Origin of the sequence: Clostridium transplantifaecale (assembly GCF_900626075.1) — a bacterium.
GTDB classification, from domain to species: Bacteria; Bacillota; Clostridia; order Lachnospirales; family Lachnospiraceae; genus Otoolea; species Otoolea transplantifaecalis.
Genome location: NZ_UYZY01000002.1, coordinates 883,614 through 897,574 on the forward strand (window position 1 = coordinate 883,614; position 13,961 = coordinate 897,574).

The 13,961-nt window shown below is 47.1% G+C and carries 13 protein-coding genes; 9 read left to right on the forward strand and 4 right to left on the reverse strand.

All coding sequences use genetic code 11. The features are described from left to right. The first annotated feature begins 207 nt into the window (after positions 1-207). The 4 genes from EJL91_RS09660 to EJL91_RS09675 all read left to right on the forward strand — a co-directional run bounded on the left by EJL91_RS09660 (position 208) and on the right by EJL91_RS09675 (position 4,783). Positions 208-831, forward strand: a complete 624-nt coding sequence (locus tag EJL91_RS09660) for a TetR/AcrR family transcriptional regulator (RefSeq protein WP_125141723.1) — start codon at positions 208-210, stop codon at positions 829-831. 313 nt (positions 832-1,144) lie between these two features. Next, entirely contained in the window at positions 1,145-1,615 is a 471-nt protein-coding gene (locus tag EJL91_RS09665; RefSeq protein ID WP_125141724.1) for a hypothetical protein, read from the forward strand. Then, positions 1,605-3,113 carry a sodium:solute symporter family protein gene (locus EJL91_RS09670; protein WP_164516796.1) on the forward strand — a complete coding sequence of 503 codons (1,509 nt, stop codon included), beginning with the start codon at positions 1,605-1,607 and terminating at the stop codon, positions 3,111-3,113. Before EJL91_RS09665 ends, EJL91_RS09670 begins: the two co-directional genes overlap by 11 nt. 74 nt (positions 3,114-3,187) lie before the next feature. Next, the gene (locus EJL91_RS09675) at positions 3,188-4,783 is read left to right on the forward strand and encodes an amidohydrolase (protein WP_125141726.1); all 1,596 of its coding nucleotides are present in this window, start codon (positions 3,188-3,190) and stop codon (positions 4,781-4,783) included. A gap of 74 nt (positions 4,784-4,857) precedes the next feature. On the opposite strand, the gene EJL91_RS09680 is transcribed toward EJL91_RS09675, so the two are convergent. After that, positions 4,858-6,747, reverse strand: coding sequence for an ABC-ATPase domain-containing protein (locus EJL91_RS09680; protein ID WP_125141727.1), 1,890 nt, complete (start codon positions 6,745-6,747; stop codon positions 4,858-4,860). A gap of 487 nt (positions 6,748-7,234) precedes the next feature. On the opposite strand from EJL91_RS09680, the gene EJL91_RS09685 reads away from it, so the two are divergent. Next, positions 7,235-8,587, forward strand: coding sequence for an MATE family efflux transporter (locus tag EJL91_RS09685; RefSeq protein WP_125141728.1), 1,353 nt, complete (start codon positions 7,235-7,237; stop codon positions 8,585-8,587). A gap of 115 nt (positions 8,588-8,702) precedes the next feature. Here the strand turns inward: EJL91_RS09685 and EJL91_RS09690 are convergent, their stop codons facing one another. Next, positions 8,703-9,716 (reverse strand): hypothetical protein, encoded by a 1,014-nt coding sequence (locus EJL91_RS09690; protein ID WP_125141729.1) that lies wholly within the window; start codon positions 9,714-9,716, stop codon positions 8,703-8,705. Positions 9,717-9,929: 213 nt separating this feature from the next. Between EJL91_RS09690 and EJL91_RS09695 the strand changes: the two genes are divergently transcribed. After that, a complete protein-coding gene (locus EJL91_RS09695) occupies positions 9,930-10,538 on the forward strand; it encodes a nucleoside recognition protein (protein ID WP_125141730.1) in 609 nt (202 codons plus the stop codon). Between the two features lie 272 nt (positions 10,539-10,810). Here EJL91_RS09695 and EJL91_RS09700 read toward each other — a convergent pair whose 3' ends face one another. After that, a complete protein-coding gene (locus EJL91_RS09700) occupies positions 10,811-11,167 on the reverse strand; it encodes an arsenate reductase family protein (RefSeq protein ID WP_125141731.1) in 357 nt (118 codons plus the stop codon). Between the two features lie 342 nt (positions 11,168-11,509). On the opposite strand from EJL91_RS09700, the gene EJL91_RS09705 reads away from it, so the two are divergent. The 3 genes from EJL91_RS09705 to EJL91_RS09715 all read left to right on the forward strand — a co-directional run bounded on the left by EJL91_RS09705 (position 11,510) and on the right by EJL91_RS09715 (position 13,152). After that, a complete protein-coding gene (locus EJL91_RS09705; RefSeq protein ID WP_125141732.1) occupies positions 11,510-12,034 on the forward strand; it encodes a spore maturation protein in 525 nt (174 codons plus the stop codon). A gap of 116 nt (positions 12,035-12,150) precedes the next feature. Further along, positions 12,151-12,606 (forward strand): MarR family winged helix-turn-helix transcriptional regulator, encoded by a 456-nt coding sequence (locus EJL91_RS09710; protein ID WP_125141733.1) that lies wholly within the window; start codon positions 12,151-12,153, stop codon positions 12,604-12,606. A gap of 24 nt (positions 12,607-12,630) precedes the next feature. After that, positions 12,631-13,152 carry a GerMN domain-containing protein gene (locus EJL91_RS09715; RefSeq protein ID WP_125141734.1) on the forward strand — a complete coding sequence of 174 codons (522 nt, stop codon included), beginning with the start codon at positions 12,631-12,633 and terminating at the stop codon, positions 13,150-13,152. Between the two features lie 101 nt (positions 13,153-13,253). On the opposite strand, the gene EJL91_RS09720 is transcribed toward EJL91_RS09715, so the two are convergent. After that, positions 13,254-13,919 carry an RraA family protein gene (locus EJL91_RS09720; RefSeq protein WP_125141735.1) on the reverse strand — a complete coding sequence of 222 codons (666 nt, stop codon included), beginning with the start codon at positions 13,917-13,919 and terminating at the stop codon, positions 13,254-13,256. Positions 13,920-13,961: the final 42 nt, after the last annotated feature.

A 13,961-nucleotide genomic window follows, 5' to 3' on the forward strand; every position in this document is an offset into this window, starting at 1 on the left:
TCTTTTTTTGTGCATATCTTACTAAGAACCGGTCGTTGTATTAGCCGTTTTGTATATTGACGACGAATTGTTTGTATGCTAATATATGAACAGTGAACGAAATAGTATTTTGGTCACAGAACGCCTTACTTGCTTTTGCATACTCTAAGTGGTAAAATTATTGTAATTATCCAATAATTAGACGATGCATAAGAATGAGGAGGGCATATGCCGAAACCGTTTTCTCCTGAAGAACGTAACCAGATACAACAACTGATTCTTGAGAAGTCAAAAGAATTATTTGTGCATTTTGGATTTGAAAAAATTACGATTGCCGATATTACTGAGGCAACAGACATCGGAAAGGGAACTTTTTATCAATTTTATAAATCAAAAGGGGAACTTTTTGTCGATGTTTATGCCAGAGAATGGCGGAGGCTGCAAGAGGAATTACTGCAAAAATATAAAGGATATTCCGGCGATATTGCTGAAATTGTCCTTTCCTATATCAGGGATAACCGAAAGAACTTACTCGGCAGTCCCGTACTAAGCATTATATACCAGCGTGGAACCCTGAAACATATCAGTGATAAGTATGGAACACAGGGGTTGAAAGAGTTCAGTGAACTGAATAAATCAGTTTTGGAGGAACTGATTAACAGCTGGTCACCCGGATGTAATTATGAGCTGAAGATGGATTCACGGATCCTTTCCGGAATGATGCGTTCTCTCAGCTATCTGACTTACCACCGGGATGAAATTGGTGAAGATATATTTGAGGATGTCATCAACACATTTATGGAGTCGATGGCTCTGGAAATAAAAGCCAATATTGCAGTTAAAAAGGAATAAACATACGATAGGTTATATTCGATAGTCTACCATAAGATGTGGGAACAACTGACACAACATCTTATGTTTTCATAAGTTATATATCATACCCGGAGGGATACCGAGCAGTTTCAGGGGATATTCCGGATGAGTTGTAACAGGTAAAATGCCGTTTTCAGGCAGCTATTGGGGATAGCCTATTTTTTTGCGCCTTTTTTACCGGATATTCATGCGGGCAGATTCATTTTTTCGTTTTTATTCTTAAAATTGTTGTTGGCCACACAATTGAAATAAACAGAGAAACACGATAACACACACATAAGGAGGAAAAAAATTGCAAATTACCTACTTAAAAAAATATCTTGTTATTCTATCTACAGTTTTATGGTGCGCTATTACAGTGCTTGGCTGGAAAAACGAAAACTATTTAATCTGTCTCATTCTCAGTGTTTTCATTATGGGGTGCTATCTGATGCTCGGCGCCGCAAACAAAGGAGTATTGAAACAAAGATTTTTTATTTATCCGATTTTAGCTTGGGCGGTGGTATGGATTGCAGCATTTGTCTGTGCCGCGTACTTTGCGGATATCTACGCAGGTGTGGTACCTCCCCTGATTCTGGGCATTCATCCGTCCCTTGCCTGCATTATCGGCGGTTTTTGGTTCGGTGGCCTTCTGACGCTTCTTCTTGGCTGGCGCGTGAATAAAAGCGATTGGATGTCATCGGAGGACTGGGATGAATTTGTAAGCTTAATAAAAGAGCTGGATGTACAGGAGCAAAAGGAGGCTGGACAGAATGGACATTAATACGATTATTATTCTTGGAGTTGCGATTGCGATTATTCTCTCATCATTTGTAATTGGATGGCTCGGCATGAAAAAACTGAAAAGCAACCAGGACTTTTTTGGGGCGACCATGCAGTTTGGGCCTTTTTCAACCGGCATGTCCGTTATGGCGGGCACGGTCAGCGCGTTTGCCCTGGTGGGCGTAAACGGCCTCGTCTACGCAAACGGAACGTCTATGGCTCTCTGGATGCTGACATCCTGCGCCGGTGCGTTTGCCATGCTGCTTCTGGCTAAGAAAGTGCGCGGCATGGCGGAGCTTGGGCCGGTTTCCTCCCTCGGCGATTTAACGGATTTGAGGTTTGCCAACAGCCGTGTGATCAAAGGATTTATGTCATTTGTACTGATGCTGGGCTGTCTGGCTTACCTCTCTTCTCAAATCACTGCAGGCGCTGCGATGCTCAGCCATCTGATGGGATGGAGCCAGATTGTTTCCGGACTGGTTATTTTCTCGGTGGTTGCCCTTTATATGTCTTTCTCGGGAGAGATTGGAGGCATGCTCACCCAGGCATATCAGGGAGTTGTTATGTGTGTCGCCGTAGTCGTACTGCTGATTGCGGTGCTGGTCACCACCGGCGGTATGGGAGGCGTTATGGAAGCCGTCGCTTCAGCCGGAACGGTCACCTCGGCGGATGGAAGTATTACTAAAACATTTTCTCCCGACCTGTTAAACGCCTGGGGAACCAGCGCTAAGGCTACCTGTTTTGCATGGATTTTTATTCCGATAGTCGGCACAATCGGCCAACCCCAGTGTATCAGCCGAATGTATGCGCTGAAGGACCCCAAGGATGTACCCAAAACCGCAATCATTAACTGTCTGAGCCATATTATTGTTGCCGCCGGTTCGGTATTCATCGGGTACGGCGTCCTTTATCTGGTTGCATCGGGGAAAATCCAGCCTCTGGCTAAAGCAGACGACGCGATTTTCGTTTTTGCCGATTACTGCGGGCTGGGAGTCCAGATTGCCGCTTACACCGCTGTTTTAGCCGCTTCGATGTCCTCAGCCTCACTTTACCTTTCGACCTCTGCAATCTGTCTGTCGAAAGACCTTCCGTCTGCTCTCGGCGTTCACTTTAAACCCGAAACGCAGTTGAAGGTGTCGCGTATCACCATGCTAGCAATGGGATTTGGCGCAATATTCTACTCCCTTTACGCCAGTGAGAGTGTTGCTATCCTGGGAACCTTCGGCTGGGGAACCCTGATGTCGGCGACCTTCCCTCCCTTTATTCTTGGATTTTTGTGGAAGGGAATCAGCCGCCGCGGCGTTGAAGCCGGGCTGATTGTATCTGCGGTCTTAAATGTACTGTCTCTGTCCGTTATTAAGTGGCCGGGCGCTCTTCCGTGGTACATCAATGTCATATCACTGACCCTGGCGGCTACCGTAATCGTCTCACTGCTTGTTCCCGACAGGGACAAGGACTCTATCCATGCAAAGAAAATTGATGCTGTAATTAATTTATAAATCAATACCGGTTGCTGTCGCGGCAGTTACTGCTGTAAAGAGTAATACCGGTATATAAGGAGCGTAACAATAGAATGGATCATACAAGAATTTATCTGAACGGACACATTCTTACCGTAGACAAGAATGACAGCGTGGCCGAAGCACTGGTAACACAGGGAAAGCTTATTAAATATGTCGGCACGCGGGAAGACGCTATGAAATATTCGGGTGGTGAGGCAGAAATAATTGATTTAAGAGGAAGAGCTCTGGTTCCCGGATTTATTGATTCTCATATTCATCTGGGACAGATTGGAATGGGGCAGGTATCCGCAGACTGCCGGCGGGCCACTTGCATCGCAGATGTTGTGGAGCTGATTCGCAAGCAGGCGCAGAAGACCCCGAAGCACGAGTGGGTCCGGGGCTGGGGGCTTAACGAAATGAAACTGGTTGAAAAACGAATGCCAACCTGTGAAGAACTGGACCAGGCAACAATGGATCATCCGGTCATGATTACGAGAGCTTGTTACCATGTTTCCGTCAATAATACAATGGCGCTTCGTCTTGGCGGCATATCCGACGGCACGCCCTCTCCAGAGGGGGGACTGATTGAAAAAATTGACGGACACATAACCGGAACGCTTAAAGAGGCTGCACACAATAATCTTTTAAAGGTGGCCATGCCCGGAGAGGATATGCTTGAAGATGCTATGGTATGCGCCTCGGTTAGTCTGATCCGTCAGGGTATCACATCGATCCATGTAGCCGGCTGTTACGGATATCCACAGATGCGGGCCATGCGGAGAGGAGTGCAGAGTGGCAGGATCAAAAACCGCATCTATGCTGTTTTATTCACCTTTATCGACTGTGAACAGTTTATCGATGATTACATCAAATGCGGCATTGTAACCGGATTTGGCGACGAACATTTTCGTATCGGTCCGGTCAAGCTGATGATTGACGGATCCACGAGCGCCCCTACCGCGGCCATGTTTGAACCTTATGATTCGCGTCCTGGTGATACGGGCATCCTCTGTTATACTCCGGAGCAGGTGGAACGCATGATGGTTAAAGCCAACCGGGCCGGTTATCAGTGTACCGTCCACGCCGTGGGCGACCGGGCCGTGGATGTGATGGTAACGGCAGTCGAAAAGGCGCTGGAAGATACACCCAGGGTGGATCACCGGCATCGGATTGAGCACTGCGGCTTTATCAATGAAAATCTGGTAGGGCGTATTAAAAAATTGGGCATTGTTGTTGTCCCCCAGCCGGCTTTCTTTTATGAATTCGGTGATGGTTATGTGGTAAACTACGGTAAACGGATTGATTCAATGTTTCCCTGCCGCACATGGTTCGACAATGGGGTTGTCGCTGCCGGAAGCTCCGATTGCCCAGTCACCAGTTCTGATCCCCTCTTCGGCATTTTTGAAGCGGTCAACCGTGTGACGATCAGCGGCAGAAAAGTTTCCCAATGTCAGAGGGTTAATATAAAAGAAGCATTGCGGATGCATACATACAACGGAGCCTACGCCAGCTTTGAGGAGCAGATAAAAGGTTCTCTCGAAGTTGGAAAATTGGCCGATATGGTAGTTCTGTCCGAGAACCTCTATGAGGTTTCTGCAGAAAATATAAGAAATGTTCGCGTGGAACGTACAATTATTGACGGCGAAGACGCTTTCATTGCCGACTAAAAAAAGCCTCCATTGGTGCTGTCCAGTGGAGGCTTTTGGGTAATTTCCATGTCCTTTATATCCGTATATTGTTTTTATCCCCGGAAACGGTTAAGACATGCGTAAACTTCCTGTACGCGGGGCATGCATAATCCCATCGCCGTATAGGAGGAGCTGTTAAATGCCGCCAGCCCCTTTTTCTCATATTCCCTCATAAGAAGGGACACGGTTTCCTGAAGGGTATAACGTGACAGTAGATCGCGTTCCAGGCAGAACCGGACCATCTGAGCCAGAGCCGCTGTCTGCTCGCTGTCGGCCAGCTGCTCAACAAACCGGAGGTCAACCGGCTCTTTTGCAACCTGGAAGGAATCCTTACCGAAAACTTTGACCTTAATTCTGTCGTCACCTCTACGGCCATCTCTACGGTCATCCCTACCCTCTCTGCGGATGTCCCCACGATCATCTCTGCCACCTCTCTGGTCTTCGCCGCGGTTAGCTCTGCCGCCCCTTAGTTTTTCACTGCGGTCGTCTCTGCCATTTCCACAGCTTTCACTAAGGTCTTCACTGTGTCGGGTATCTCTTCGCCCGCAAGAACTTGAGCCGCTGTTCCTGCATATCAGTTTCCTGTCGGCAGCAGGAAGATTAAATCCGGGCGCTGTGGTTGAGGGAGCTGCTGAGGAGGCACGATATTCATCGCAGGCCTTTCTAACCTGCTCCGTGATATCGCAGGGGCGGTAAGAATCCATCTGGATTACCGTGTCGGCAATATAGAAGTAGGCACCGGAGCTTCCGGCCACCAGTATGGTAGAAATCCCGGCTTTCTCGTAGAGTTCCCGGGCCCTCTCGATAAAAGGAGTGATCGGTTCCTTATCACGGCTCACAATCTTCTCCATCAGTTCGTCCCGGAGCATGAAGTTTGTGGCGGATGTATCCTCATCGATCAAAAATGCCGCCGCACCGGCTTCGATTCCCTCAATGACGGCCGCCGCCTGTGATGTGCTGCCGCTGGCGTCTTCGGAGGAGAAGCGGGAGGTATCCCTGCCGTTCGGCAAATCATTGATGAACAGGGAGATATCCACATTATTGATACTCCGTCCGTCCTCCGCGCGCAGTTTGACCGCGGTTTCGTCCGTTATCACATATTCACGCCCGTCTCCGGCAATATGATTGTATACGCCGCTTTCCAGGGCCTTCAGCAGGGTGGATTTGCCATGATAGCCGCCTCCGACTATCAGGGTAATTCCTCTGTGGAGCGCCATGCCGCGGATTGGGCCATGGTGCGGCAGGTTAAGGGTGATGCTTAATGAAGCGGGAGACATAAACGGGACACTGCCTTTCATAGGCCGATCCGAAATACCCGTTTCTCTGGGCAGCACGGAGCCGTCAGCGGCAAATGAGACAAGATTAAGGCGCTTCAGTTCATTCCGTATAAATTCCTGATCCTCTGCGAGTTCGATCACGCTGCGGACCTGTTTCGGATCTCTGTTCTTATAAATGAAAACATTCCTGACGCAGCCGGGAAGAAAATCGAACAGTATTTTAATCAGTTCGCCCGAGTTGATAGTCCTGCCAAAGGCCGGAAATCCCACTTCGAAACGCGCTGTGATTCCGCTGTCCGTACACTCGCATGCCGTGCGCTCCAAAACCTCCTGCCCCGGCCTGCTGGTAGCAATAAGGCCGCTTTTGCCGGAGCCTTTGGCCTTGAAGTTAAAACGGGAGATTTCCTGGCTGAAACAACGCAGCAGATAATCTTCCAGGGCGGTTTTCTTCCATGGCCTGTCGGTATATTCGGAAGGAAATGCATTTATTTTGCGGGGAACAAACACACTGACTTTGGACGGGGAGGCAAACGGATCTCCCTGAACGTGGTCGAACGATAAAATATAGTCTTTAAAATCATAGGAACCCTGAGCAGATTTATAAGCGGGATAGCTTTTGTGATCAACGGATTCCAGAAGTCTTTTTAAATCCTGGGACTGATTCATGGTTTTTTCCTTTTCTGCAGATATATTTGGGTCTGCAATTGATATTTGATGGTGGTAAACCGGGCGCTCTGTCTTTGAAGGCCAACATTTTTAGCCAACGCGACTGAAAGGCAACACGAATAAAGATTAACGTGTATGAAAGTCAATGTACATAAAAATCAACATACATAAAGGTCAATATTAAGAGTCCGGCAGAATACGGAAGGAGTATCAAACAACCCGTACCAGAATATTTTAATTCATCCGTGCCAAAATGGCAAGAGATCCATACGGTTCAAATATCGCTGTCCACTCCGCGTTCGGTGTCCCATTGTATAATGCAGGAAAGAGGAAAAATGCGGTTTCACATTCAGGACCAGGTAACACAGGAGACGGTTCAGACAGCTGCGGCCTGCCGGGATATTGAATTTCCTTTTTGCCTGTGATATTATTGGCAGAGATATAAAAAATGCCCAGGCAATTGCAGAGGGCATGTACGGAGGAAAAAATGGGACATTTTGAAAATGATTTATCTAAGGGAAATGTGGTGAAGCAGCTTATCATGTTTGCAATTCCCTTTCTGATATCCAGTATTGTTCAATCGCTTTACAACGTGGCGGACATGCTGATTGTAGGTAATTTCAGCGGTACGGCCAGTATGTCGGGAGTAAATATAGGAGGTCAGGTGACATTTATCCTGACTAATATCGTGGTAGGGCTCTGTTCGGGCGGAACGGTGCTTGTGGCTCAGTATCTGGGGGCCAAGAAGAGAGACGATATGCAGGATACGGTAGCGACCCTGATGAGTACGCTGTTAGCTGCGGCCGTTGTCATAACAATTATGATGCTGTTTCTGAAGAATCAGGTTCTTCACGCGATCAACACACCCGCTGAATCTTTTGAGGAGGCCAGCCGGTACCTGACCGTGACGGTGACCGGTGTTATATTTATTTTCGGTTACAATGTATTGAGTGCGGTTATGAGGGGAATGGGGGACAGTAAAAGACCGTTCTATTTTGTCCTTATTGCCTGTGTAACCAACATATTTCTGGATCTGCTGCTGGTGGCCGTATTCGGCATGGGAGCGTTTGGAGCCGCCGTGGCGACAGTTATATCACAGGCGGCCAGCATGATATTCTGTATTATCTATATGGTGAGGAATGATTTCATTTTTGATTTCAAGCCGTCTTCATTCAAGTTTCATAAAGAAAAGCTTTCACTGATTATTAAAATCGGCCTTCCAGCGGCGATTCAAAACGGAATTACCAGTTTCTCCTTCCTGATTATTACAACACTTGTCAATACCATCGGCGGGGTGAATGCTTCGGCGGCCGTAGGTGTGGTGGGAAAGGTCAATGGGTTTGCCATCATGCCGGCCATTGCAATGGGCAGTTCCATCGCCACAATGTGTGCACAGAACATCGGAGCCGGGCAATGGGAACGAGCCGGAAAAACCTGCAAGGCCGGCACACTGATAGCGGTAGGGTGCAGCTATATGATTTTTATTCTGGTGCAGCTGTTCCCAAGACAGATTCTGGAATTGTTTGACAGTAATCCGGACATGATACAGAGTGGTATACAGTATTTCAGGACATTTAGCTTTGACTATTTGTTCGTACCCCTTTGCTTTTCGATAAACGGCCTGTTTATTGCATCCGGCCATACGACATTCTCACTGATAAACTCCGTAATGTCCGCATTGGCTCTGAGAGTTCCGGCTTCCGTCTTATTCGGCATGGTCTTCGGTATGGGCTTAACCGGAGTGGGGCTGGGAGCCCCGATCGCTTCTTTTGGGAGTCTGATACTGATTATCTGGTTCTATCTGTCGGGTAAATGGCGGGAGAATGTAGTGAAGCAATGAAATTTTCAGACGGTAAAGACAAAAAGAGAAACAGGGATGGAAGAGTGACTTCCGCCTGCTTCTCTTTTTTGATGCCGATACGATTATGCAAATGGCATCCTGTTTTCTGGTGGTTTTATGTCAGATGATAGTATTCCATCATTTCAGCGAGAAAGTCAGGCTCACTTTGCAGTTTTGCCAATTCTGCCGTACGGTGATCGGCAATCATGGCGTTTATTAGATCAAGCATTAACTTTTTACCTTGAAGTTGTCCCTCTTTAAGACCTTCCTTTTGCCCTTCCTCAAACCTCACATCCAGCGCATCTTCCATATTAAATTCCGTAAACAGCATATTCACCGCCTCCGTTCCATGCTCTTTCAGAAATCCAGTCATAATACCTTCACGTTCGCAATCTGCCATGGCCTGAATAATAGCCTCGTCGCGGTTTTTTCCCTCACTTATATAATCCCTTATAGTCTGTATGAAAAAGGAATATTCATAAAGCGGTCTGCACCGCTCCAGGATCGGATGGCTGGCCGGCAGATTGATATTGATTACCTTTACAATTAATTCTAACATAGGCGGATCGGCTTTTTCAAGATATGCGTCGGAAAGTTTAAGGATTTTTTCACCGGGGAAATCTTTGCTTCCGTTATAGAATACAAAGAATTCGGGAGTGGGGACCGGAATCTGGCCTGTCCGGTAAAGTGCCCTGGGCTCAATGAGCTTTTCCATCGTCCGGCCATAATAAATAGCGTCCCGAAGCGGCATATTCGCATTGACTGTGGACTGATGTTCACTGATTACTAATACTTTGTTTTTCACTGTAAATGCCATGTCATTTTTTCTGGCCATAAAAAGTACTCCGCTGAGAGTGGTAAATGTAATATCTTCCGGACGTACCATATCGGCTCCGTCCAGGGCAGAATAAAGCCTGGCCGCGTTTTCGGGGTCGCTGAAAAATGCTGTAAATGCGCTGGATTTTACTTCTCTGTTTGTAAGGCGGCTTTCAGTGCCCGTAGGGTGATTTTCAGGGTTTGTAAGACGATTTCCGGTGTTTGTGCCATGGTTTTCGGGGCCAATAATCTGATTTCCGGAGCTGGTGATGCGTCTATCGAATTCAGCGATATGATTTTTAGAATTTGCCATAGAATCCCTCCTATATGAAGTTGTTTTGAGATTAAGAAATGATTTGCAGAGACTGCAGGAATTTAAGAATGTTCAGATTTATTCTGATTGGTTGTTTAATAGTAACACAGAGCCGGAAAAATGTCTATTGCCCCGCGGCATTTTCCGTACGGAATATCTGTCTGCCGCTTCACATACATTAATAACAATCGACTGTATCAGGGAGTATATTTCATGCTGAATTATCTGTGGGCATTTATGATGCTTGTTGGAATTATCTGGGCGGCTCTGCACGGAAACCTGGCTCTCGTGACCACCGGCGCTCTGGATTCGGCCAGGGAGGCTGTGACTCTCTGCATTACCATGCTCGGCGTCATGTCATTCTGGACCGGAATTCTGGAGGTTGGCAGGCGGGCCGGGCTGATTGAGCAGCTATCAAAGAAAATGACCCCCATTCTGAGGTTTCTCTTTCCGAAGATCCCCAGGGGGCATCCTTCCCTGGAATCCATTTCTGCCAATATGATTGCCAACATGCTGGGACTTGGCTGGGCTGCGACGCCGGCCGGCCTTCAGGCAATGGAAGAACTGGAAAACCTGGAGGAAGACAGAAGACGGGAAGGGAAAAAATCAGTTCCAAAGGGAGTTGCCAATAATGAAATGTGCACATTCCTGATTATCAATATATCCTCTTTGCAGCTGATCCCAATCAATATGATTGCATACAGGACTCAATATGGCAGTATCAACCCTACGGCAGTTGTGGGCCCTGCACTGGTGGCTACGACAATCAGCACGATTGTAGCGGCAATATTCTGTAAATGGAAAAACAGGAAAGCCGGCTAGCGCGCTTAATACATATAGGTTGGTACACTGGCATCAATATTCTGCATCGGAAACACAGCATACACGAAAAGCGGATGAAATGGGAGGCAGGATGGCAGAGAAGGCTGTGCAATCGAGGAGGCAGGCGGCAGAGGAAGTAGGGCGGTAAAAAAGCAGGATGGCAGAATAATAGGAAAAGAAGAAAATAAGAAAAATAAAAGCGCCGGATGACAGAAAAACTCCGGCGCTTAAACAATATATTTTCGATAACAATGGGGGGACAAACTATAATATCACTTCAGCTTCTCTGCCCACTCGGCCTCTTTAAAACCAACCAGTACAAAATCTTCTGCAATAATAAGAGGACGTTTTACAAGCATTCCGTCTGTGGACAGCAGGTTATACTGTTCTTCCTCACTCATGGCCGGCAGTTTATCCTTCAGTCCCATGCTCTTATAAAGCAGACCACTGGTATTGAAAAATTTCTTGAGCGGAAGGCCGCTTCTGCTGTGCCACTGCTTCAGTTCATCGGCCGAGGGATTTTTCTCCTTGATATGACGGGCCTCGTAAGAGATGCTGTGGCTGTCCAGCCATTTTTTTGCCTTCTGACAGGTGGAACAGGGGGGATATTCTAAAAATAATACGCTCATGATAGTCTCCTTTCGCGTTTCCGTAATTTTACCTGTAATCGTTTCGAGTCTCGATTACTTTCAGCACAAATTGTCTCAGGTTTTTTATACTGTTGTTATCATATCATAAAAATCGCGTTCTGCCAGCCCCCCGGCTCAGGCGTAGATTAACAATTTTATATGCCGGCCGGACCAAAGATCTATTTTATCGGGTTTTCAGTATGTTCAAGCAGCAGGGGCCTTATTTCACAGTATGGTCACAAATACCATATATAATTATTCCGATAAATGACGGGTAATCAGAATGGAAGGAGTGGTATACGAATAAAATAGTAATGATAACGGCTTCGTCAGGAGCGTCCAATGAAATTTATTCTTTATCTATCGGAATATCTGGTTCCGATCATCATTTTTTATATTGCCGGTTTTGCCTTTCTCTCAAAACGTCCGGTTTTTGATGATTTTATAGAAGGTGCAAAACAGGGAATGAAAACAGTCGCAGACATTCTCCCCACCCTGATAGGACTGATGACGGCCGTGGGAGTGCTCAGGGCCTCCGGCTTTCTTGATTTTTTGTCCGGCGTTCTGGAAAAACCGGCGGGACTTTTACATATTCCTTCCCAGATCGTTCCGGTCATTCTGGTCAGGCTCGTTTCCAGTTCGGCGGCCACGGGGCTGCTGCTGGATATTTTTAAGACCTCGGGTCCGGATTCCTTTGTCGGAATGATGGTTTCCATCCTGGAAAGCTGCACGGAAACCGTCTTTTATACAATGAGCGTTTACTTCATGACGGCGAAGGTAACGAAGACAAGATGGACATTTGCCGGGGCAATGCTGGCCACGGCGGCGGGCATCGCAGCCAGTATTTTCCTGGCTTCGATCGGATAAAAACATATGAAAATACTGGAAAAATGCCATTTTTTGTAAGAATTTTGACGGTTGTCTTGACAGGGAGAATATTGTATAATCAGTTAGTACGCGGATGAGTACGCGAAAACTATGAAATGAAAGGGATTGCCGTGGATCATTACGAGACGCTCAATGAAGTACTGGTAAAGTTGTTCCGTGATATTATGGATATAGAACAAAAGGCCATAATCACACCGGAATATAAGGATATCACCAATAACGATATGCATGTGATCGAAGCGATCGGGATTGAGGCTCCAAAAAACATGTCCTCTATCGCCAGAGAGCTGTCAGTTACGGTGGGAACCCTTACGATTGCCATGAACAGTCTTGTGAAGAAAGGCTATGTGGAGAGAACACGCGGCCAGGAAGACAGGAGAGTCGTGTATATATCCCTTTCAGAAAAAGGCAGGGGAGCTTACGAGCACCACGCCCAGTTCCATAAGGAAATGATAGACAGCGTTACCAGTGAGCTTACCAAAGAAGAGCTGGAAACTTTAATAAAGGCATTGTCCAAGCTGAAGAAATGGTTTGACCGCTGGAAAGAGTAGAATATGAGGAGGCATCACGCAAATATGAAAAGATTTATGGTAGTATTAACCGGAGTGATTATGGCAGCAGCCCTTGTTGCATGTACCCCGACCAAGCAGAGCAGCGAGAAGAGACAGAACCCTCCCGCAGGAGCCACACAGGAATCCACGGTTGACGGAGCCCTTGAGAAGCAGGAGATGGTGGTAGATGCAGATCCAACCGTAACAGTCTGCGTATATTCTTTAAATGATGATAAGACAGGCCTGAAACAGAATATCGATGCGATTGACGGTGAAGAACTGGATGCTCAGCTGCTGGTTGATAAGATGGCGGAACTGGGAGTAATCGAAGAAGGAATCAAAGTAAAGAGCTTTGACAATAAGGACGGCGTGATTACACTTGATTTATCAGCCCTGGCAGGCGCTAAGGATGATAAGACGGTAACGGCTGTTGTCAATACCTTCATCCAGAACTACGAGGCAGAGGAATTGGCTCTGAGTGTAAATGGAGAGAAAATCGGCAGCGGAAATTATAAGTTTGTCAAAGAATATAAGAAGATGAATTAATAACAAAGAACAGTAAAAAATAAGTCAGAAGCCGCAAAAACAGGGTTTCGCTGAATCAGAATTCGGCGAAACCCTGTTTTTTAGAACGGTCCCATTTCTTCTTACTCAGAAGCCTGTTGCCTTGCTTGGGCAAGCGATTTCCCTTCCCTTAATAATTCCGCAACCAGGTCTTCCCTGGCTGTAATATGGGATGCGATGTCATAAACTTCAGCAATTTTCGCGGCAGGAACCACCATTACCCCCGTCCGATCCATAACCACCAGATCACCTGGAATAATTTGTACCCCGCCAATCACGACCGGAACGTCCCAAGCTGTTGTTTCGATGTCGAAAGCGCTTTTGACCGGCACTGTACCGGCGCAATAGACCGGAAACTGCATGGCTGCAATCTCGTCTGCATCACGAAGGCAGCCATTTGTCAGTTCTCCTGTGACGCCTCGCAATTTTGCCCGGAGCGACAGCAGATCGCCGCCGGTTGCGACGTCTGTGATGCCATCCATATCAATGACTAACAGATCACCCGGTTCCGTGCGGGTATCAATGATATTTCCTTGTTTTGCCAGGTTTTGGCCGTCCCATGGCGTCTGCCGGCGCTGCTGCCGGATCGTTCTTGCGAACCCCGCAGTCCGCGGCTGATGAGATTCCAGGGGCCGGAGCCCCTGTACCGCACCCCGCTTCAGCCCCAGGCTGTCCATGGCATCCGATATGGCGCCTGTTGCAAGTGTTCTGTATTTTTCTGTCCATATAAGTTTTTCCTCAACGGTCATTCTAATTTCCTCCCTCTTTCCGGAGTTTTCCGGGTTGGTTAA

What these genes read in the sequence shown, in the direction of transcription:
- EJL91_RS09660 (WP_125141723.1), top strand. Translation starts at nt 208, where the DNA reads ATGCCGAAACCGTTTTCTCCTGAAGAACGTAACCAGATACAACAACTG.
- EJL91_RS09670 (WP_164516796.1), top strand. Translation starts at nt 1,605, where the DNA reads ATGGACATTAATACGATTATTATTCTTGGAGTTGCGATTGCGATTATT.
- EJL91_RS09675 (WP_125141726.1), top strand. Translation starts at nt 3,188, where the DNA reads ATGGATCATACAAGAATTTATCTGAACGGACACATTCTTACCGTAGAC.
- EJL91_RS09680 (WP_125141727.1), bottom strand. Translation starts at nt 6,747, where the DNA reads ATGAATCAGTCCCAGGATTTAAAAAGACTTCTGGAATCCGTTGATCAC.
- EJL91_RS09685 (WP_125141728.1), top strand. Translation starts at nt 7,235, where the DNA reads ATGGGACATTTTGAAAATGATTTATCTAAGGGAAATGTGGTGAAGCAG.
- EJL91_RS09690 (WP_125141729.1), bottom strand. Translation starts at nt 9,716, where the DNA reads ATGGCAAATTCTAAAAATCATATCGCTGAATTCGATAGACGCATCACC.
- EJL91_RS09695 (WP_125141730.1), top strand. Translation starts at nt 9,930, where the DNA reads ATGCTGAATTATCTGTGGGCATTTATGATGCTTGTTGGAATTATCTGG.
- EJL91_RS09700 (WP_125141731.1), bottom strand. Translation starts at nt 11,167, where the DNA reads ATGAGCGTATTATTTTTAGAATATCCCCCCTGTTCCACCTGTCAGAAG.
- EJL91_RS09705 (WP_125141732.1), top strand. Translation starts at nt 11,510, where the DNA reads ATGAAATTTATTCTTTATCTATCGGAATATCTGGTTCCGATCATCATT.
- EJL91_RS09710 (WP_125141733.1), top strand. Translation starts at nt 12,151, where the DNA reads ATGAAAGGGATTGCCGTGGATCATTACGAGACGCTCAATGAAGTACTG.
- EJL91_RS09715 (WP_125141734.1), top strand. Translation starts at nt 12,631, where the DNA reads ATGAAAAGATTTATGGTAGTATTAACCGGAGTGATTATGGCAGCAGCC.
- EJL91_RS09720 (WP_125141735.1), bottom strand. Translation starts at nt 13,919, where the DNA reads ATGACCGTTGAGGAAAAACTTATATGGACAGAAAAATACAGAACACTT.